The following is a 19,955-nucleotide window of genomic DNA, read 5'->3' as shown; positions in this document are numbered from 1 at the left end:
GTCTTTTTTAAATAAACGAAGTGCCTTTGTTTAGCTTAAAAAATTTCAATAAATAAAAAATCTTTTGTTTTTCTTTGCGATAAATTAAGGTTAATTAATGTTTCCATAAAAAACTTGTATCATTAGTATTTAGAAAAAACACAAAAACCCTCCCACTCTCAAACTCTAACACTCTCCAACTCTACCACTCTCAAACCCTACAACTCTAAAACTCTCCAACCCAAAATCACTCCTCACCTTTCAGCTTCTGTAGATAATCCGTCGGAGCAACCCCAATCACTTTTTTAAAAATATTACTGAAAGACGACAAACTGTTGTAGCCTACCATCATCGCGATTTCATACATATTATACTTCCCTTCCAGCATCAGTTCCAGAGAGCGGGTAATTCTCAGCGCACGTAAAAAACGGACGTAATTCATGCCCAGAATTTCCTTAAACTTTCGGGAAAGCGTTCTTGTACTCATCCCGAATTCTTTAGCCGTAGATTCTATGCTTAAAGGCTTTTCCAGATTTGCATGAATGTATTGTGCGACCTTCAGAAGCATTTCGTCATTCGGAAAAGGATGCTGAACCGGAAATGCAAGTTTCTTATCCCTCTTTTCAGATAGAATTCCTTTTAATGCTTTAAGAAAATCATATTTTACTCCGTCATTTTTTGTGATTTTCCCATCCCAGTCTTTAGTGTACAAAATCATCTCCCGAAGAAGATGACTTACTGAATAAATATTGATTTCATCAAAAAAGCCATTTTCGTTGTCTTCTTTTTTAAAGTAAAAATTATACAGATCTACTTTCGGACTGGTAGAAAAAATGTAATGCGGTGTTCCGGCAGGAATCCACATAAAACATCTTGCCGGTAAATACCAGTGTTTCAGATCAGTGAAAATATGCACGATTCCGCCTTCTGCATAAACCAACTGAGCCGAACTGTGATAATGGATTTCGGTTTTCACCTTTCCGGTAAGCACATGATAAACGTAAAATTCCGAATCTGCTTCTTCTACTGCTTTAAAATGACTTTCGTTCATTCAATAAAGGTAAAGAGAAAATTTCAATATGGCGTAAATGAGCAAATCTTTTTCTGTTTTCACAAATCATGTCGGAAGCTGCACCGCGTAAATTTGCAGAGTCAAAAACAATTCAGCAAAAAATCTTAACTATATTTATGAAAATGATATCATACGCAAACAGATATCAGTGGTTTGCGTTGTGCCTATTACTTATGAGTAATTTATTAAAGGCACAGATAACCGATTATCAACATCTTACCCTGCAAAAAGCAATAGAAATCGGATTAATTCAAAACAAAAAAATAAAAATCAGCCATTTAAAAGATGAAATGTCCGAAACCAGAGAAAAAGATCTGAAAATGGAAAAGCTTCCCGATGTAGAATTTCACACAAGCTACAATCAGGTCACCAATCTTTTTCAGCATGAAGACGGCGTGTTTGCAAAAGCAACAAAGTACAACATCATCAATGGAATGTATGATTTTACGCTTTCGGCTTCCATTCCTGTTTATATGGGCGGAAAAATTAAAAATACCGAAAAAAAAGCCGCTATTGATACCGAAATTTCATCTATTAAAACCCATCTGAATGAGAGACATCTAAAGATGGAAATTATCACCGCCTTTCTCCAGATTCATCATTTAAAAGAACAGCAGCGTTTAATTAATGATAAAATGAAAGAAGATTCCGTAAACATCAAACAGGTAAAAGCACTGAAAGCAAACGGTGTGGTTACGGCAAATGAAGTTCTGAGAACCTCTTTACAGCTCTCTAACCATAAAATGAGCCGGACAGAACTGGATAACGATATTCAGATTGCAGAACACAAGCTGAAAACGATGCTTTCGCTTCCGGAAAATCAGGAAATACATGTGGAAACAGAAGACTTAATTTCTGAGAATGCAGAAATCCCTTATATCAATGAATTAACGGAAACCGCTTTACATAAAAACGAATCGGTAGAAATTGCCAATAAAAATCTCACTCTGAAAGAATTAGATCAGAAAATTACCAAAGCGAATTATTTACCGAAAATTACCGCAGGCGGAGAATACTTTTTAAAATATCCCAATATGATGTTTTTTCCGCCCGAACCTTATGCGTACCGTTTGGGAATGATCGGTATCAATCTTACCTATCCCATCGAAAATCTGTACAAAAATAAATACAAAATGCAGGAAGCAAAAGAAAATATAACTCTTGCCCGATTGCAGATCGAAGAAAACGAAGAAAATATCCGGCATGAAGTGTATGAAGTTTTCAAAAAATTCGAAGAAACGGAAGAGAAGGTAAAAATCGCAGAAGAAGCCATCAATCAGGCAAAAGAAAATTACAGGATCGTAAAGACCAAATATGCGAATAAGTTAAGTTTAATCACCGAACTCATTGATGCCGACAATGCCTATCTGGAAGCGCAATCCAACCTTATTTCTGTAAAAATTAACCGACAACTTAAATATTATCAACTCCAGTACACGATTGGAAATTTATAAAACTATGGCGAAGAAACAATTAACGCAAAAGGAAAAAAGAATCAATAAAATCATCAGCGTTTTGGCGTGGATTCTTATCATCAGCGGAATAACAGGAATGTTAAGCTTCTATCTTTTTTCGAGAAAAAATGTAACGACCAACGATGCACAGATCGAACAGTACATTACGCCGGTTTCCAGCAAAGTTTCGGGGTTTATAAAAACAATAAAATTCAATGAAAACCAGTTTGTGCATAAAGGTGATACTTTAGTTATCATCGACAACCGCGAATTTATCAATCAGGTAAAAATAGCGGAAGCCGGTCTCCATGCCAATTCAGATAATATCAACACTATCGAAAGCGGAGTGAATACGAAAGAAAGTGACACTAAAATTATTGATGCAAAAATTGCTTCCGCCAAAATCGACATCTGGAAAACCGAACAGGATTTTAAGCGGTATAAAAATTTAGTGGATGAAGATGCAGCAACCGATCAGCAGTTTGAAAATGCAAAAGCTTTGTACGAACAGGCAAAAGCGAGTCTTTTGGCTTTAGAACAGCAAAAAAATGCCGTGAAAGCAGGCGTTAGTGAGCAAAAAACGAAAATCGCTCCGGTAAAAAGCCAGGTACAGCAAAGTTCTGCCAATCTTAACAATGCCAAACTTTTTCTTTCCTATACTTTTGTTACTGCGCCTTACGACGGTTGGGTAGGAAAGAAAACCATTCAGGAAGGACAGCTCATCAAAGAAGGTCAGGCTTTGGTTCAGATCGTGAGCAAAGAAAAATGGATCATTGCCAATTATAAAGAAACGCAGTTGGGACAAATCGATCAGAAAAAAGAAGTCATTATCACCGCAGATGCCTATCCTGATGTTGAATTTAAAGGAAAAATCGTATCAGTTTCTCCCGCTTCTGGTTCTCAGTTTTCTTTAGTAAAACCCGACAATGCAACAGGAAATTTTGTAAAGATTGAACAGCGATTTCCGGTAAAAATCATTCTCAATAAAAATCAAAACAATGAAAAATTGCTTTCCGGAATGAATGTTCTGGTGAGTGCGAAGAAGATTTAGCGTTTGAGCGTTTGAGAGTTTGAGAGTGAAAGGGTTTGAGCTTTTTTAGTGTTTTCATTTTTCAAATTTCTTTTCTCGGATTTTTAATTAACCAATCAATTATTTTTTAGCGAAAAGGCAGAATACAATTTTGTCATCATACCTTTTTTTACCACTTCTGTCTTTTCGCAATTTTTATTTCCTTTATTTAATTAATCATGCATCACAATTCAGTTTATCATCGATGGGTTCCGCAGTGGCTGAAGCTTCCGCTCCTTATTCTCGCGCTTTTCCCACATCTGATGCTTTTGTCTCTCCTGCATTCCAACAGTGCTTTTACCGCTTCTTTTATGGATGCAGATTCGGACGACATTCAGTATCTCATGATCCTGATGTACGGAACATTTGTGGTCACGCTTTTGGTGATACAGCGTTTTATGGCATATTTCAGCGTAAAATATTATACTTTGCTTATGTCTTCCGCTTCCGTTCTCATTCTTTACGGACTTTCCGTTACGCATGATTATCATATTATTCTTATCATCCGTTTTTTGGAAGGAATTTTCGGAGTTCTGGAAGGGGCTATATTTCTTCCGCTTATTGTGGCTGAGTTAAAGACAAAACACGCCAAAGAAATTGCCTACCTTTTTATGTACACCATTATTCTTACAGGCGGAACATTAACCACTTCCCTGCTAAAATCAAGCATTGAAAACTATGATTTCCGGCACATGATTCTTATGATGGTTTATTTTCACGTTTTTGTATTGGTAATGGCTTTTGCTATTTTCAATAAAAACAGATTTTTCCCGAAAAAGCCTTTGTATCAACTTGATATTACAAGCTGGTTTTTACTTTGGGGATGTCTTCAGGCAGGAGGTTACGCGCTGATCTACGGAAAAAGACTGATGTGGTTTGAATCTGATACTATTGTATTCTGTTTTTTACTGTTCCTGATTTTTGGAGGATTATTTATGCTGAAACAGAGAAATCAGCCGCGCCCGTTTTTTCATTTTGAAGTTTTCAGTTCAAAAAATGTAATTGTAGGCGTTATTCTTTTCTTCATCTTTTATATTCTCAGAGCTTCTATCAACAATGTATACAGCGTGATGGCTGTTGTCTGGAAATGGCAGTGGGATTATATCGTGGAAGTACAATACTGGAACGTTGCAGGAAGTCTGTTGGGCGTTTTTCTGTCCGCATTGTGCATCACGAAAGGGGCATCTTCAAGGCTTGTATTTTTTACCGGATTTTTAATTTTAGCCATAGACAGCGCATGGTTTACCTACACTTTTTATCCGGATACAACGCTTCAGACGATTTGTCCGCCCTTGTTTCTTCAGGGAGTCGGACAAGGCTTGCTTTTTACTCCGCTTGTGTTCTTCTTAATCGCAGGAATGCCGGAACAGTACGTTTCCAATGCGACCGCAGTAGGAACTGCCACAAGATTCTGGACCACGGCAATCGGTTATGCGTTAATGCAGAATTTGATGCTTTTTTTAACGTTAAAACATTCCTATTCTTTAAGTTCAGGATTTGTAAGCACAAATCCGATTTTCGCGTCACAATGGAACCAGATTTTTGGAAATAGCATTTCGAAACTTCCGGTTAATGACTCTTTGTCTGTCACTGCCGGAATTTTTAAGTCAAAAATCAATTCACAGGCAATTCTGCTGTCCAATATGGAGATTTTTACAGGACTGTTCTGGCTCGCTTTAATTACCGCAGTGATTATTTTACTGTATCATCCGGTGAAAATTGCCGTGAGAAATATTATGTAAAGGATGAGCAACAAAAGTCGAAAAGAAAATCATGCAGCAATGATAAGAATATTGAAAATTATCAGAACAATAAAAATCTCAGTTTTTTCTAAAGCTACCGTAAGCTTTTCCATTAAACCAACCAACCTTAAAGAAAATTACTGCTGATATTTTGTGATTTTTGCGGTTAATAAAATTTAAACCGTATTTAGGCAAAAAATTTGCTATAATTCAGAAAATTTTGTTTTATGGAAATTCAGGAAATTGTAGCGAAGCAGAAAGACTTTTTCAAAACACAGCAGACGAAAAACATCAAGTTTCGAAAGATGTATCTTGAAAAACTCAAAGATCTGATCATTAAAAACGAAAACCTCCTGTACGAAGCTATTCACAAAGATTTTGGAAAATCTGCATTTGATACATTTACTACAGAGATTTCCTTTATTCTGAATGATATTGATTTTTATCTGAAGAACCTAAAATCGCTTTCCAAACCTAAAAAAGTGAGTACCAATCTTGTTAACCAGATCGGGACAAGCAGAATTTTATCCGAACCCTTAGGAAATGTACTGGTAATCGGAGCGTGGAATTATCCTTATCAGCTATCCATTTCTCCTGTTGTCGCTGCTTTGGCAGCCGGAAACTGCTGTATTCTGAAACCCAGCGAAATTGCTGAAAACACTATGAAAATCATGGCAGAAATCATCAATAAAAATTTTCCTCCGGAATATTTGTATGTTTATGAAGGCGGCGTTGATGAAACAACGGTACTTTTAAAACAAAAATTTGATAAAATATTTTTTACCGGAAGTACGAAAGTCGGGAAAATTGTTTATCAGGCTGCTGCGGAAAATTTAACGCCTGTAACGCTTGAACTGGGTGGAAAATCGCCTGCCATTATTACCAAAGATGCCGATTTTGAAGTTGCCGCTAAAAGAATTGTCTGGGGAAAATTCCTTAATGCCGGACAGACGTGCGTTGCTCCTGATTATCTTTTAGTTGAAGAATCTGTTCAGGAACAGTTTCTGGAACTGCTGAGAAAGTACATTAAAGAATTCAATTATCTGCCTGATTCCGATCACTATACCAGAATTATCAACGAAAGGAATTTTGACCGGCTGATTAAAATGATTAATAAAGATAAAATTTATTTCGGCGGAAATTGGGACAGAGAAAAATTATATATTGAACCCACCGTTCTTACCGATGTTAACTGGAATGATGATGTAATGCAGGAAGAGATTTTCGGACCGATTCTGCCTGTTATTTCTTTTACCAATTATAATATTGTTCTGAATGAAATTTTAGAACATGAAAAACCTTTGGCAGCCTATCTTTTTACAAATAATTCTGAAGAAAAGGATAATTTTAAAAATAAACTGTCTTTCGGAGGAGGATGCATCAATGAGGTCATTATGCATCTGGGAAATGATAATCTTCCGTTTGGCGGCGTAGGAAATTCAGGGATCGGAAATTATCACGGGAAATTCGGGTTTGATACGTTCTCGCATCAGAAATCTATTCTGGAAAAAGCAACGTGGGGAGAACCGAATATGAAATATCCGCCGTATTCTGATAAAAAATTAAGCTGGATTAAAAAATTCATGTAAAATAAAAACCGGGAAAAAATTCCCGGTTTTTGGTTATGATCTTGGAGACCAGACATTGAAAAATTCTTTCACTTTTTCAAGGCTGTATCCTTTTCCTTCCTCTAAAACGTCGCTCTGCTGAACGTGGATCATTTTACCATTCTGATCCAGAACGATGAAAACCGGATATCCGAATTTGGTTCCGGGATCGCCGTACTTCGCAAAGATTTTTTCATTTTTATTTTCCGGAGAATAATTCAGGTGATAATATATATAATTGTCGTCCACTAATTTCTTCAGTTCCGGAGTAGTCTTTACATACTGATTGAATCTTAAACACCAGATGCACCAGTTTCCTCCTGCCTGAATCATGATATTTTTCTTTTCCTTTTTAGCTTTTGCAATCAGATTCTGTATATCTTTTTCTGCATCTGCTTTCGGATCATAAGGTTTTGGAAGCTTCGCCTTTTCTTCTGCTGCCTTTTTCTTGGCATCCAGTTCGGCCTGATCTGTCTTTACCAATAACGATTTTTCTTCCGAACCACTTTTAACTTCCTGTCTTACGGTATTGGTATTCTGGGAGAAAGCAATGGAACTTAAACCCAGAAATGCGATTAATGATAATTTTTTCATACGTTAAAAATAAAAAAATAATACTATTTGTAAGCAAAAATAGAACCATAATTTTATTATACGTAAATTTGCATGTTTTATGAATTTCCTTATCAAAATATTATATCTGATCTCCAAACTTCCCCTGAAAGTTTTATATATATTTTCAGACATCATGTTCTTTCTGAATCATTATATTGTCGGGTACAGAAAAAATGTAATTACACAAAACCTGAGGAAGTCTTTTCCTCAAAAGACAGATGAAGACATTGCAGAAATCCGGAAGAAGTTTTATCTCAATTTTTCAGATTATCTTGTAGAAACAGTAAAATCTTTCAGTATTTCCGAAACGGAATCTCGGGTAAGAATGCAGCACATCAATCAGGAAGTTTTTCATGAAGCAAAAGCGGAAGGTAAAAATGTGATTATGCTTGCAGGGCACGTCTTCAACTGGGAATGGATCAATGCTTTAGCGAGAGTAATTCCTCAAAAGCACTGTCATCCGGTTTACAGAAAAGTGAACAGCGATTTCTGGGAAAACCAGATGAAAAAAGTCCGCAACAAATTCGGGAACGAAGCTTTGGAAGCCAATGAAGTGATTCTGAATATCTTCCGTTCAAAAAATGACGGCGATTCAGCGTATATGTTTGTGGCAGATCAGACTCCCCACTTTTCCCACGTAAACTACGGTCTGGAATTTTTAAACCAGAGAACTCCGGTTTTTATCGGGTATGATAAACTGGCAACAAGAATGGATCTGGCGTTCATTTATTGTGAAATGAAGAAGGTAAAACGCGGTTATTATCAAGTCAATTATCACAGAATTTATCCTGACGGGGAAAAATTTGCAGAAAATGAAGTCGTAAAAAAATTCCATAAATTATTGGAAAACACTTTGAATAAAAGACCCGATAATTACTTATGGTCCCACAGAAAATGGAAATATCAGGATTCCATCAAAAATTTTGATTCAGAAAAAATTTAATTTCTCATGTCGAAAAAATTAGCAGTCGCCATTTTAAACTGGAACGGAAAAAGCTGGCTGGAAAAATTTCTTCCGAATGTTATTCAGTTTTCTCAAAATGCTGATATTTATGTAATTGACAATCTTTCCACCGATGATTCTGTCGATTTTCTTCAACAGAATTTCCCTTCGGTAAAGATTATTAAAAACAATAAAAATTACGGTTTTGCAGGAGGTTATAATGAAGGTTTAAAAGAAGTTAAAAATGAATTATACTGCCTTCTGAATTCCGATGTGGAGGTTACCGAAAACTGGATAGAGCCTGTTTTGGAACTTTTTGAAAAAGATTCTTCCATTGCAGCAGTTCAGCCCAAAATTCTTTCCTACAACAATAAAAACTACTTCGAATTTGCCGGTGCAGGAGGCGGATTAATTGATAATCTTGGCTATCCATACTGCAGAGGAAGAATTTTTGATGATCTGGAAGAAGATAAAGGGCAGTATGATGATGAAACGGAAATTTTCTGGGCTTCGGGATGCTGTTTATTTATCCGAAACAAGGATTTTTGGGATCAAAAGGGTTTTGATGAACGTTTTTTTGCACATCAGGAAGAAATTGATCTTTGCTGGAGACTGATTAATTCCGGAAAGAAAATTTTTTATACCGGAAAATCTAAGATATATCACGTTGGCGGAGGAACTTTGAACAAGCAGAGTGCACAGAAAACTTTTTTAAACATCCGGAATAACTTTTCGATGTTGCTGAAGAATCTGCCATTTCCCAGACTGATCTGGCTGATTTTTTTCAGATTGTGTCTTGACGGAGCTGCCTCATTTTATTTTGCTTATAAAAACGGGATTTCTCATTTCTGGGCAGTTTTAAAAGGGCATTTCGGATTTTATGCGCAGATTCCCGGCACTTTAACACGTCGCCAGAAACACCAGAAAACAGATTATTATCAAACCAAATGGCTTGTTTTTAAACATTTTTTAGGTAACAAAAAGAAAATTTAATCCCTTAACTCAAAACAATAGACTTTACTTATGGATTTTTGTGCAATAGATTTTGAAACAGCAACTCACGAGCGAAACTCCGCCTGTGAACTGGGAATCTGTGTTGTACAGGATTCAAAAATCATTGAGACCAAAACATGGCTCATCAAACCACCAAGTTTTCCTTATTTTAGCCCGTTTAATGTGGATGTTCACGGCATTCTTCCGGATGATGTGAAAGATGCACCAACTTTCGATGAAATCTGGTATGAAGTGGAAGAAATGATGTACGGAACGTTAATGATTGCCCATAATGCAGGTTTCGATGCAGGTGTGCTTCGCGGATGCCTGAATCATTACGGAATGTTCACGCCGAAACTCAATTATCTCTGCAGTATCCAGTTAGCCAAAAAATCATGGAATTATCTTCCGAGATATGGATTAAAACATCTTGCTGAATATCATCAGATTAGTTTCAACCATCACAGAGCCGGTGATGATGCAGAGGTTTGTGCTAAAATATCTTTACTGGCTTTTGAAAAATTATTCATGACGGAAAATGATGAGATAAACAATTCTATTTTAAATAAGTATATAAAAAAATTGTAATTTTAAAAATAAAAAGAGATGAACAAAAATTTATTTTTTCTTGCTATATTTATTAGTTGTTTTTTATCTGCTCAGGCAGATCTTTATAATACAAATTGGTATTTAAGAAAAGTAGTAAAGAATAATATCACTTATAATGTTCCACAAAATATTGAGATAAGTGTGCCTATACTTACTTTTAACGATCAAAATACCACGTCAACAAATTTAAGCAGTTCTGTTTGTGAGCAAAGCATTTGGGGAACGATAAATAATTTTGATATAACAGTAAATAATTTCAGTTTTTGGACCTATGGTGTAGGAAATGGAAATAATTGTACATTGCCTGAAAATATTACATTTTCTTCTATCTATACAGGCTATTTTAGTCAATATTCACCTTTACACAGTTATCAAATTACTTATACAGGAAATATAAAAAACCTGATACTCACAAATTATTTAGGAGATCAAGCTTTTTATCAATCCGGTACTTTATCTAGTAACGATATCAATCAGACATCAGAAAAAAATATACTTATTTATCCTAATCCAGCAAATGAGTACTTAGTCATAAAATCAAAAGATCAAATAGAATGGGTTAAAATCTATAATTCTGAAGGAAAATTGATTCTACAAAATAAATATGAAACTAAAACTGATATTTCTGCTTTGCTTAAAGGAAGCTATTTTTTAGAATTAGCATCAAAAAATGGTATCTCAAGACATAAATTTATCAAAGAATAATTTGTTAATTGCTTAAAACTTCTGATAAGAGATTGAATTTAGGGATATCAATTTCAAAAGTCTCCTGCGTTTCCATGTTTTTTACAAGGTATTTTCCACTCATATTTCCTACTCCGGAACGAAGCATTACATTGGAGAAATAAGCGAAATTTTCGCCTGTAGAAATCTCAGGAGTAAGACCGATTACGCCATCCCCTATTATCTCTGTATATCCGAAGCCTACGTCGAAAATCAGCCATTTTCTTTTAAGGATTTTTACAGGAAAACTGCCTTCGTTTTCGATAACGATATTGTATTTGAAAACGTGTCTGTTTTCAGACGGATAACTGTTTTTGCTATCATATTCAGGTATTACTGAAACTTTGATATTGGAGGTCATTTTAGAAAACATCATCTTAAGTATTTACGGTAAGAGATACAAAAATCTCGCCCTTTTTGAGGCGAGATTTATTTTATACTATAATTTTTATCAATAATTATAATCCAAGACCTTTTCTTTCGTCTCCGTTCATCAAGATACCAACCGGATTGTCGATCGCTTCTTTTACTGCAACTAAGAATCCTACAGATTCTTTTCCGTCGATAATTCTGTGGTCATAAGACATCGCAACGTACATCATCGGACGAATTACCACCTGTCCGTCAACCGCAACCGGTCTCTGGATAATGTTGTGCATTCCTAAGATTGCAGATTGAGGAGGATTGATGATTGGTGTAGACATCATCGATCCGAAAGTTCCACCGTTTGTAATGGTGAACGTTCCGCCTGTCATTTCGTCAACCGTGATTTTTCCGTCTCTTACTTTAGTCGCTAAATCTTTAATGTTCGCTTCAACGCTTGCAAAAGACATATTTTCAGCATTTCTCAATACAGGAACCATTAATCCTTTCGGACCTGAAACTGCAATTGAAATATCACAGAAATCGTAATTTACTTTGAAATCTCCGTCGATGGATGCGTTTACATCCGGATACATCTGTAAAGCTCTTGTTACCGCTTTTGTAAAGAAAGACATGAAACCAAGTCCTACTCCGTGTCTCTGAGCAAATTCTTCCTTATATAATTTTCTTAACCTGAAAATTTCAGACATGTCAACTTCATTGAAAGTCGTTAACATTGCCGTTTCATTCTTCACAGAAACTAATCTCTGAGCAATTTTTCTTCTAAGAACTGAAAGTTTAGTCGTAGTTGTAGATCTGGAACCTGTAGCGGTAACAGGGTTTCCTCCCAATGCAGGAACTGCAGCCAGTTCAGCGTCTGATTTAGTGATTCTTCCGTCTCTTCCGCTTCCTGAAACCTGTGAAGCATCCATTCCTTTTTCGTCAAGAATTTTCTTAGCAGCAGGAGAAGGAGCACCCGTTGCATACGTCTGCGTTGCAGCAGCTACAGGCTGAGCAGCAGGTTGTGGAGCCGGAGCTTCCTGTTTAGCAGGTTCAGCAGCTTTCGGAGCTTCTTCCTGTTTTGGAGCTTCAGCAGCAGGAGGAGCAGCGCTTCCTGAAGGTTTTGCAGCATCCATATCGATTAAACAAACCACCTGTCCTACTTGTACAACGTCACCTTCTTCAGCTTTCAGAGTGATTACACCACTTTGTTCAGCAGGCAATTCAAGAGTTGCTTTATCTGAATCTACTTCAGCGATGGGTTGATCTTTTTCTACATAATCTCCATCTTTTACAAGCCAGGTTGCAATTTCAACTTCTGTAATTGATTCGCCCGGTGAAGGAACTTTCATTTCTAAAACTGACATATCGTATTTTTTATTTTTTTATTGATTATTATTTTTAATTAAGCGGTTACAGGTCTTTTTACCGGAGCATCGTTTCTGTCGAATACTCTGTTGATTACTGCATTCTGGTTTTTCTCAAACATTTTGTGACTTCCCGGAGCCGGAGCACCGCTAGGAACCGGAGCAATAACATTGATTCCTGTTTCTCTGAAGTTTCTCAGGATATAAGACCAGGCTCCCATATTTTCTGGTTCTTCCTGAGCCCAAACCAATTCTTTTCTGTTTGAATATTTTTCGAAGATTGCTTCGATAGCATCTGTCTGAAGCGGATATAACTGCTCGAATCTTACCAATGCAATATTTTCAGCATTTAATTCTTCTTTTTTAGCTAATAATTCGAAGTATAATTTACCTGAACAAAGTACTAATTTTTCTACTTTTTTAGGATCTGCAGTAGGATCGTCTAAAACCGGCTGGAAACCTCCGTTAGCGAAATCTTCAAGCGGAGAAACCACTTTCGGATGTCTTAACAATGATTTCGGACTCATTACCACCAATGGTTTTCTGAATGCCCATTTCAACTGTCTTCTTAACAGATGGAAATAGTTAGCAGGAGAAGTGATGTTTGCAACCACCATGTTTTCGTTTGCACAAAGCGTTAAGAACCTTTCCAGTCTCGCTGAAGAGTGTTCTGCTCCCTGTCCTTCGGAACCGTGAGGCAACAGCATTACCAAACCGTCCTGAATTTTCCATTTTTCTTCTGCGGCAGCTAAATACTGGTCTACGATAATCTGCGCACCGTTCACGAAATCTCCGAACTGAGCTTCCCAAATCGTTAATGTATTAGGAGAAGCCATGGCATAACCGTAATCAAAACCAAGAACTCCGTACTCGGAAAGGTGAGAGTTGAATACATCAAATCTACTTTCAGAAACCTGTCTTAAAGGGATATATTCTTCTTCAGTATCTTCCGTTTTTACCACTGCGTGTCTGTGAGAGAATGTTCCTCTTTCTACATCTTCACCGGAAATTCTTACATTATGACCTTCTACCAAAAGCGTTGCATAAGCCAGCCATTCTCCAAGAGCCCAGTCTAAAGAGTTTCCTTCAATCGCTTTTAATCTGTTTTCGAAAAGTCTTGTAATTTTATTTAAGAACTTTTTATCTGCCGGAAGTGTAGACATTTTAACAGCCAATTCTTTCAGCTTTTCAAGGTCATATTTTGTATCAACAGGTTCCTGAACGGCTCCTCTTTTCCCGATAGGATAATTCGTCCAGTCATCTGCCATGAAAACGTCCATTACGTTCTTTTCAATTTCTTTGGAAGCATCAAAGTCTTTATCCAAAAGTGCTTTGAATTCTGTTTCCATTTTAGCGATAACATCGTTGGATGTTACGTTATCTTTTAGTAATTTATCTTTATAAATTTCTCTCGGATTCGGGTGCTTGGAAATTGTTTTATATAAATTAGGCTGTGTAAATCTCGGCTCATCTCCTTCATTATGACCATATTTTCTGTATCCTAACAAATCGATATACACATCTTTTCCGAATTTTGCTCTGAAATCAGCCGCAAAATGGATTGCATGAACCACTGCTTCTGCATCATCTGCATTTACGTGCATTACAGGAGATTCTGTAACTTTAGCAACGTCTGTACAGTATGTAGAAGATCTCGCATCCATATAGTTTGTTGTAAACGAAACCTGGTTGTTTACCACGATATGAACCGTTCCTCCTGTTTTATAACCGTCTAAAGTCATCATCTGCGCAACTTCGTAAGCAATACCTTGCCCCGCAATCGCTCCGTCACCATGAATAATGATCGGTAAAACTTTAGAATAATCTTTGTATTTATCGTCCACTTTTGCACGGCAGATTCCTTCCACAAGGGCTGCAACCGTTTCAAGGTGAGATGGGTTTGGTGTTAAATTAATAGAAACTTCTTCTCCTGAAGCTGTTTTGATTTTTTTGGATGAACCTAAGTGGTATTTTACGTCACCTGAGAATACGTCTTCTTCAAATTCTTTTCCTTCAAATTCTGAGAAGATCTGCTTATAAGATTTACCGAAAATATTGGTTAAAACATTTAATCTTCCTCTGTGCGCCATTCCTAAAACCACTTCATCTACGCCCAACTGAGAAGATCTTGAGATCAACTGATCCAAAGCAGGAATTAAAGTTTCACCACCTTCCAATGAGAATCTTTTCTGCCCTACAAATTTGGTGTGAAGATAATTTTCAAACGCTACCGCCTGATTTAATTTTAATAAAATCTCCGTTTTTTCGTTAGCTGAAAGATTCGGGTGGTTTTCGTTTACCTGAAGCCACTGTTTGATGAAATCTTTTTCTTCAACATTGTTGATGTGCATATATTCCACACCGATAGAATCGCAGTAGATGTTCTCTAAATGTGTGATTAGATCCTGTAAAGTTGCAGGACCTTTCATTCCTGTTTCAACCGCACAGTTGAATTTTGTATTTAAATCTGACTTATCCAGACCGAAGTTTTCGATGTCTAAAGTCGGCGTATAATGTCTTCTTTCTCTTACAGGGTTTGTTTTGGTAAACAAATGTCCTCTCGTCCTGTACGCCTCAATAAGGTTTACTACCTTGAATTCTTTTTTGATGTGTTCCGGAACTTCTCCGTTTGTTGCTGCCTGAGCTGCCTGCTGAACAACAGGTGCTGAAACTGCGGGAGCCTGAACATATTGAACGTTATCATCGTCTCCGTAGTTCTCCAAAGCAAAATCGAAACCCTGAAAGAAGGCTTTCCATGATGGTTCTAAAGAATCGGGATATTTTAAGTACTGTTGGTATAAATCCTCAATTAACTGAGAATGAGCTGCGTTTAGGAATGAAAATCTGTCCATTATTACAGTTTATCTGTTATTAAAATTTGTTTGTAGAATTAAGCTTCAAATTTAATAAAAAAAACCGATTCTGAACAGCCTTTAAACTATTAAAAAAACTATAAAAGAAATAAATCTACAGAATTTACTTAAATACTGATAATGAGAGCTTCATATTGACATCCTGATCTTCCGTCGGGCGTTCTATAAAAGTCTGACGAATATCATTAAAACGCATCTCGTCTTTCTTGGCTTTCTGAATTAATTGTTGTATAGCCTTTACTCTTCCGGCATAGTTTCCTTTGTAGTAGATCACATAATTCTGGGTTGGACTAATTGTTCTGAAACTGAAGTTATTATCTGTAACTCCAAATTTTTTAGACAGAGGAATCCCCAGAAAATAGGACACTTCTTTGTCTTTATAATTATCCGCATCCGTAATCAGCATTGGAAAACCGAATTCATCTTCTTTTTTGCCCAGATCCATTGTGGTGTAATTGTAAATCTTGTTATAATTCATCACAATATTTTTGTAAAGGGCATCTTTTTTATTGGAAGTACTTACGTTGATTCCTAGCAATAACTTTTCTTCTTCATTTTCTACCATCAGGCTGTCATATTTTATCGAAGCCATCTGATTGTCTTTTTCCACTTTATTGCCTAAAACATTTTTAAGATTCACCATACTTTTGTTGATGTTTTCTGCGAAACGGTCTTCGGTCCAGAAATTTTCAACCCTTCTTAAAACAGAAAGTTTAGGCGTATGAACTACCCATGTAATTTTGGTTTTTTCAGCGGATAATGCTTTAAATTTAACGTCGACGACAGTCGGGCTTTCATTTTTTTCTTCAAAAAGCTGATACCTTAAAGATTTATTAAGGTTTTCGTAGCGGATAAACATTTCTCCATCCGTATCATTTTTAGGATCTGCGTAGCTGATGGAACTTCCCTGCCCTTCATACGGCGTATAATAATCGATATCAATAGACTGAGAACTTGTAAAAAAGTTATTCCATCGCGTAAAATGCTGCAGATTGTTGAATTGTGAAAAGACTTTTTCCAAAGGATAATCGATCTCCTTTTCTATTTTGAAATCTTTGCTTTCGTCCACAAAATAATACATGGAAGCTGCATAAGCTCCAATCAGCAAGACAATTACTACCGCTATGATCTTAAAAAAACGCATTGTACAAAAGTATAGAAAATAACAAGAGTGACCAATATGCTGATCACTCTGTTTTTAATTATTTTTTAGCTGGAAGATACGAAGTATGGAGGATGGAAGTTTACTATCTGACTGTTTTATTTCTTTAGAATTTAATTGAATCAGACCTACCCAATACTTCTCTACTTTCTACCCTATGTGAGTTCCCGGTTTAATAACGGCTCCTTTTTTCACCACAATAATTCCGTCCTGTACAGAATGTGTTCCGTAATCTCCGTCTTTAAGGTGTTTCCCGCCGATGATTCTTACATTATCCCCGATGTAGCAGTTTTTATCCAGAATTGCTTTTTCGATGTAACAATATTTCCCGATTCCCATATTAGGTTGTCCGTTTCTGTCGTTCATTACGATTTCTGTGGTATCCTGATAAAAATCGGCTCCCATTACGTAAGCATTCACAATAGTACTTCCTTTGTCTATTCTTGTTCTGTTTCCGATAACGGAGTTTTCAATTTTATCTGCCATTATAATGCATCCGTCTCCGAAAACAGCTTTGCTTACATAAGAACCGTTTACTTTTGAAGGCGGAAGCATTCTTGCGCGTGTGAAAATCGGCGAAGAAGAAAATAAGTTGAACTGCGGGAAATCCTGACAAAGATCCAGATTGGCTTCATAGAAAGATTCGATGGTTCCGATGTCAGTCCAATAACCTTCGTACTGATAGCTTAAAGTGGTATATTTTCCGATGGAATTCGGGATAATATCTTTTCCGAAATCATCTCCGGCTCCTTCATCAAACATCTTTTTCAGAATACTTTTCGTGAAGATATAAATTCCCATGGAAGCCAGATATTCTTTTCCGGCATGTTTATTTTCTTCAGAAACCTCAGATTTTAAGCCGTCTAAAAGATCATGAGTAGGTTTTTCGACAAAAGAAGTAATATTTCCTTCATCATCAGAACTCAGAATTCCGAAACCTGTTGCGTCTTTTGCATTCACCGGAATGGTTGCAATGGTTACATCGCCGCCTTTTTCAATGTGAAAATTCAGCATCTCCCTGAAATCCATCTGGTACAACTGATCTCCTGAAAGAATCAGGATATAATCATAATCATACTTTTCAAGGTGCTTCATCGACTGGCGCACCGCATCTGCGGTTCCCTGATACCAACTGTCGTTTTCAACGTTCTGTTCCGCAGCCAAAATATCTACGAAACCTTTGCTGAAAATATCAAAATGATAAGAATTTTTGATATGGGAATTTAATGAAGCTGAATTGAACTGTGTTAAAACCAGAATTTTATTTAATCCTGAATTTAAACAGTTGGAAATAGGAATATCCACCAATCTGTATTTTCCCGCGATGGGTACAGCCGGTTTGGATCTTGAATACGTAAGTGGGAACAATCTCGTTCCTCTACCTCCTCCTAAAACAATGGAAATTACATTGCGATTCATAGTTTATCTTGCGTTTTATTTTATTAGGTTTACTGTTCTGTTTTTTGTATCAACATTTACTGTAAATGCAATCCCGTTTTCAGGATATATTTTGTTAATATTTACTTTATAAAAGTCCGGTCTGCCCAACTCTTCAGCATCTTTATCTACATCATCAATCTCAATCTTATGCTTAGCCAGTTCTTTTCTGAATACTTTATTAGTGATTAAAACATCCATGATATCCACTTGTTTCATTGTATAATCCTGAATATCCTTATCATATAAATCTTTCCAGTTTTTGCCGTATCTTTTTTGAAGAGCTAGATCTGTTTTTTCATTTTCAGATCTTACACTGTCCACCAATTCTTGGGTAACTTCGCATCCTGCAACTCTTACTGTTTTTATTTTCCATTTTTTGTTAACTGTTTTTTCGATTTCTTCTCTCTGAAAATTTGGAAGTCCATAAGTTAAAAACCAATAGTATCCGTCTTTATGGATCATCGTTTCCTCTTTTTGATGACAGGAAAGAACAATTATTATTGCAAATAGAAAATACAGCTTTTTCACGATTTAATTCTTATATAAAGCTATGTATTTTTCGGCTGATTTTTCCCATGCAAAGTCAAAATTCATATTGGCACGGATTAAATTTTCCATTTCACCTTTTTTATTGTAAACCAATAAAGCTCTGTTCATTGCATGGATAATATCGTCCACTCCCGGAAACGTAAAATTAATTCCCGCTCCACCTGTGGAAACATCTTCCACCGTATCTCTTAATCCTCCTGTATATCGTACAATTGGAACGGTTCCGTATCTCATGGAATACATCTGGTTAAGACCGCATGGTTCCACTCTCGACGGCATGAGCAAAAAGTCCGCCGAAGCGTATATTTTATGCGAAAGATGTTCCTTATATCCAAGATCCAAAGCAAAATTGGAATAAATATAATCGTATTCTTTCAGTTTATTTTCAATGTAAGCATTTCCTGAGCCTAAAATCATGATATTTAAAGCGCCGTAACTCTGCTTAATGCTTTTCCAGACTACATCGGGAAGAAAATCGGCTCCTTTTTCGGTAGCAAATCTTCCAATAAATGCGAAAAGAGGAAGTTCCGGTTTCAGACCATATTCTTTACATAGTCTTTCTTTGTTCTTTTTCTTCTGGGCAATGGCATTTTTAACGTTAAAATTAAAATCCAACATCGGATCGGTCTCCGGATTCCAGACTTCCGTATCAATTCCGTTAATAATTCCGTAGGCTTTCCCAAATTCATCACGAACAAGACTTTCCAGACCTCTGAAGCTTACAAAAAGTTCTTCAAGATACCCCTGCGAAACCGTTGTAAAAGCATTGGCACATTTAATCATGCTTGCCAAAGGATTTATGACTCCGTTCCAGTCCAGCAATCCCCATTTATACTGATCGAAAGCCGGCATGTAATTCGCCATTTCCCAGCTCATCATTCCCTGATATTCACCGTTATGAATGGTTCCGATGGTTTTTACCCCTTTTAAAAACGAAAATTCAGGACAATGCTGAATCATAAAAGGAACAAGACCTGTGTGATAATCATGACAATGCAAAATATCCGGTCGAATCCCCATCGCACTCAGCCAATGAAGCGTGCCGTGCTGAAAAGCCAAAAACTGAAAATTTTCATCTGAATATCCGTAAGGATTATCTCTATCCAAAAGTCCCGGAATTCTTACCATAAAAAGCTCAAAGCCCAAAGCATTGGTTTTTTCCTTTAAAACCTGCACCTGAAGCATATTTGATCCCTGATGAATGAAGCCATCAAAAACTATGTCAAACTCATGATCATGCACGAAAGATTTGTTGTACCAAGGCATAACCACCTTCGCATCAATATCTTTAATTTTGTTCTGATATTTTGGTAAAGCTCCCACTACATCTGCCAAACCTCCCACTTTTGCCACCGGATAACACTCCGTACTTAGATGATAAATGATCATTTTTTT

17 protein-coding genes are annotated in these 19,955 nt (G+C 36.5%); 8 read left to right on the top strand and 9 right to left on the bottom strand.

Annotated elements, in window-relative coordinates; all coding sequences use genetic code 11:
• Nucleotides 1-226: 226 nt before the first annotated feature.
• Complete coding sequence (locus AC52CF_RS08950; protein ID WP_214589901.1) at nucleotides 227-1,030, bottom strand: helix-turn-helix domain-containing protein; 804 nt, start codon at nucleotides 1,028-1,030, stop codon at nucleotides 227-229.
• A gap of 137 nt (nucleotides 1,031-1,167) precedes the next feature.
• Between AC52CF_RS08950 and AC52CF_RS08945 the strand changes: the two genes are divergently transcribed.
• The 4 genes from AC52CF_RS08945 to AC52CF_RS08930 all read left to right on the top strand — a co-directional run bounded on the left by AC52CF_RS08945 (nucleotide 1,168) and on the right by AC52CF_RS08930 (nucleotide 6,905).
• Nucleotides 1,168-2,505, top strand: a complete 1,338-nt coding sequence (locus AC52CF_RS08945; protein ID WP_496518080.1) for a TolC family protein — start codon at nucleotides 1,168-1,170, stop codon at nucleotides 2,503-2,505.
• 4 nt (nucleotides 2,506-2,509) lie between these two features.
• Entirely contained in the window at nucleotides 2,510-3,556 is a 1,047-nt protein-coding gene (locus AC52CF_RS08940; protein WP_214589902.1) for an HlyD family secretion protein, read from the top strand.
• 197 nt (nucleotides 3,557-3,753) lie between these two features.
• Nucleotides 3,754-5,316 carry an MFS transporter gene (locus tag AC52CF_RS08935; RefSeq protein ID WP_214589903.1) on the top strand — a complete coding sequence of 521 codons (1,563 nt, stop codon included), beginning with the start codon at nucleotides 3,754-3,756 and terminating at the stop codon, nucleotides 5,314-5,316.
• A gap of 227 nt (nucleotides 5,317-5,543) precedes the next feature.
• Entirely contained in the window at nucleotides 5,544-6,905 is a 1,362-nt protein-coding gene (locus tag AC52CF_RS08930; protein ID WP_496518079.1) for an aldehyde dehydrogenase, read from the top strand.
• A gap of 33 nt (nucleotides 6,906-6,938) precedes the next feature.
• Here AC52CF_RS08930 and AC52CF_RS08925 read toward each other — a convergent pair whose 3' ends face one another.
• Nucleotides 6,939-7,517 carry a thioredoxin family protein gene (locus tag AC52CF_RS08925; RefSeq protein ID WP_214589905.1) on the bottom strand — a complete coding sequence of 193 codons (579 nt, stop codon included), beginning with the start codon at nucleotides 7,515-7,517 and terminating at the stop codon, nucleotides 6,939-6,941.
• 79 nt (nucleotides 7,518-7,596) lie between these two features.
• On the opposite strand from AC52CF_RS08925, the gene AC52CF_RS08920 reads away from it, so the two are divergent.
• Genes AC52CF_RS08920 through AC52CF_RS08905 form a run of 4 tightly spaced genes read left to right on the top strand, consistent with a single transcriptional unit; the run spans nucleotide 7,597 to nucleotide 10,788 of the window.
• On the top strand, nucleotides 7,597-8,481 hold the full coding sequence (locus AC52CF_RS08920) for a lysophospholipid acyltransferase family protein (protein WP_214589906.1): 885 nt from the start codon (nucleotides 7,597-7,599) through the stop codon (nucleotides 8,479-8,481).
• 6 nt (nucleotides 8,482-8,487) lie between these two features.
• Nucleotides 8,488-9,474, top strand: a complete 987-nt coding sequence (locus AC52CF_RS08915) for a glycosyltransferase family 2 protein (protein ID WP_214589907.1) — start codon at nucleotides 8,488-8,490, stop codon at nucleotides 9,472-9,474.
• Between the two features lie 30 nt (nucleotides 9,475-9,504).
• A complete protein-coding gene (locus tag AC52CF_RS08910; RefSeq protein WP_290265319.1) occupies nucleotides 9,505-10,062 on the top strand; it encodes a 3'-5' exonuclease in 558 nt (185 codons plus the stop codon).
• An 18-nt stretch (nucleotides 10,063-10,080) separates the two neighbouring features.
• Nucleotides 10,081-10,788, top strand: coding sequence for a T9SS type A sorting domain-containing protein (locus tag AC52CF_RS08905; RefSeq protein WP_214589909.1), 708 nt, complete (start codon nucleotides 10,081-10,083; stop codon nucleotides 10,786-10,788).
• A gap of 4 nt (nucleotides 10,789-10,792) precedes the next feature.
• On the opposite strand, the gene apaG is transcribed toward AC52CF_RS08905, so the two are convergent.
• From apaG to AC52CF_RS08870, 7 genes are all read right to left on the bottom strand, one after another.
• A complete protein-coding gene (gene apaG / locus AC52CF_RS08900) occupies nucleotides 10,793-11,182 on the bottom strand; it encodes a Co2+/Mg2+ efflux facilitator ApaG/CorD (RefSeq protein ID WP_214589910.1) in 390 nt (129 codons plus the stop codon).
• Between the two features lie 82 nt (nucleotides 11,183-11,264).
• Nucleotides 11,265-12,536: a 2-oxoglutarate dehydrogenase complex dihydrolipoyllysine-residue succinyltransferase gene (gene odhB / locus AC52CF_RS08895; RefSeq protein ID WP_214589911.1), complete on the bottom strand. Its 1,272-nt coding sequence runs from the start codon at nucleotides 12,534-12,536 to the stop codon at nucleotides 11,265-11,267.
• A 38-nt stretch (nucleotides 12,537-12,574) separates the two neighbouring features.
• Nucleotides 12,575-15,388 carry a 2-oxoglutarate dehydrogenase E1 component gene (locus AC52CF_RS08890; protein ID WP_214589912.1) on the bottom strand — a complete coding sequence of 938 codons (2,814 nt, stop codon included), beginning with the start codon at nucleotides 15,386-15,388 and terminating at the stop codon, nucleotides 12,575-12,577.
• A gap of 124 nt (nucleotides 15,389-15,512) precedes the next feature.
• Nucleotides 15,513-16,553 carry an SRPBCC domain-containing protein gene (locus AC52CF_RS08885; RefSeq protein ID WP_214589913.1) on the bottom strand — a complete coding sequence of 347 codons (1,041 nt, stop codon included), beginning with the start codon at nucleotides 16,551-16,553 and terminating at the stop codon, nucleotides 15,513-15,515.
• A 168-nt stretch (nucleotides 16,554-16,721) separates the two neighbouring features.
• Nucleotides 16,722-17,990 (bottom strand): glucose-1-phosphate adenylyltransferase, encoded by a 1,269-nt coding sequence (locus tag AC52CF_RS08880; protein ID WP_214589914.1) that lies wholly within the window; start codon nucleotides 17,988-17,990, stop codon nucleotides 16,722-16,724.
• A gap of 15 nt (nucleotides 17,991-18,005) precedes the next feature.
• Nucleotides 18,006-18,539 (bottom strand): FEKKY domain-containing protein, encoded by a 534-nt coding sequence (locus AC52CF_RS08875; protein ID WP_214589915.1) that lies wholly within the window; start codon nucleotides 18,537-18,539, stop codon nucleotides 18,006-18,008.
• 3 nt (nucleotides 18,540-18,542) lie between these two features.
• Entirely contained in the window at nucleotides 18,543-19,949 is a 1,407-nt protein-coding gene (locus AC52CF_RS08870) for a glycogen synthase (RefSeq protein WP_214589916.1), read from the bottom strand.
• Between the last annotated feature and the right edge of the window lie 6 nt (nucleotides 19,950-19,955).

This window comes from Chryseobacterium sp. 2P, assembly GCF_059579425.1.
Note: the sequence above shows the minus strand (reverse complement) of the source record. Positions and strands in the feature narration are given on the sequence as shown.

Coding starts and splice junctions, on each gene's coding strand:
- AC52CF_RS08950 (WP_214589901.1), bottom strand. CDS start 1,030: ATGAACGAAAGTCATTTTAAAGCAGTAGAAGAAGCAGATTCGGAATTT.
- AC52CF_RS08945 (WP_496518080.1), top strand. CDS start 1,168: ATGAAAATGATATCATACGCAAACAGATATCAGTGGTTTGCGTTGTGC.
- AC52CF_RS08940 (WP_214589902.1), top strand. CDS start 2,510: ATGGCGAAGAAACAATTAACGCAAAAGGAAAAAAGAATCAATAAAATC.
- AC52CF_RS08935 (WP_214589903.1), top strand. CDS start 3,754: ATGCATCACAATTCAGTTTATCATCGATGGGTTCCGCAGTGGCTGAAG.
- AC52CF_RS08930 (WP_496518079.1), top strand. CDS start 5,544: ATGGAAATTCAGGAAATTGTAGCGAAGCAGAAAGACTTTTTCAAAACA.
- AC52CF_RS08925 (WP_214589905.1), bottom strand. CDS start 7,517: ATGAAAAAATTATCATTAATCGCATTTCTGGGTTTAAGTTCCATTGCT.
- AC52CF_RS08920 (WP_214589906.1), top strand. CDS start 7,597: ATGAATTTCCTTATCAAAATATTATATCTGATCTCCAAACTTCCCCTG.
- AC52CF_RS08915 (WP_214589907.1), top strand. CDS start 8,488: ATGTCGAAAAAATTAGCAGTCGCCATTTTAAACTGGAACGGAAAAAGC.
- AC52CF_RS08910 (WP_290265319.1), top strand. CDS start 9,505: ATGGATTTTTGTGCAATAGATTTTGAAACAGCAACTCACGAGCGAAAC.
- AC52CF_RS08905 (WP_214589909.1), top strand. CDS start 10,081: ATGAACAAAAATTTATTTTTTCTTGCTATATTTATTAGTTGTTTTTTA.
- apaG (WP_214589910.1), bottom strand. CDS start 11,182: ATGATGTTTTCTAAAATGACCTCCAATATCAAAGTTTCAGTAATACCT.
- odhB (WP_214589911.1), bottom strand. CDS start 12,536: ATGTCAGTTTTAGAAATGAAAGTTCCTTCACCGGGCGAATCAATTACA.
- AC52CF_RS08890 (WP_214589912.1), bottom strand. CDS start 15,388: ATGGACAGATTTTCATTCCTAAACGCAGCTCATTCTCAGTTAATTGAG.
- AC52CF_RS08885 (WP_214589913.1), bottom strand. CDS start 16,553: ATGCGTTTTTTTAAGATCATAGCGGTAGTAATTGTCTTGCTGATTGGA.
- AC52CF_RS08880 (WP_214589914.1), bottom strand. CDS start 17,990: ATGAATCGCAATGTAATTTCCATTGTTTTAGGAGGAGGTAGAGGAACG.
- AC52CF_RS08870 (WP_214589916.1), bottom strand. CDS start 19,949: ATGATCATTTATCATCTAAGTACGGAGTGTTATCCGGTGGCAAAAGTG.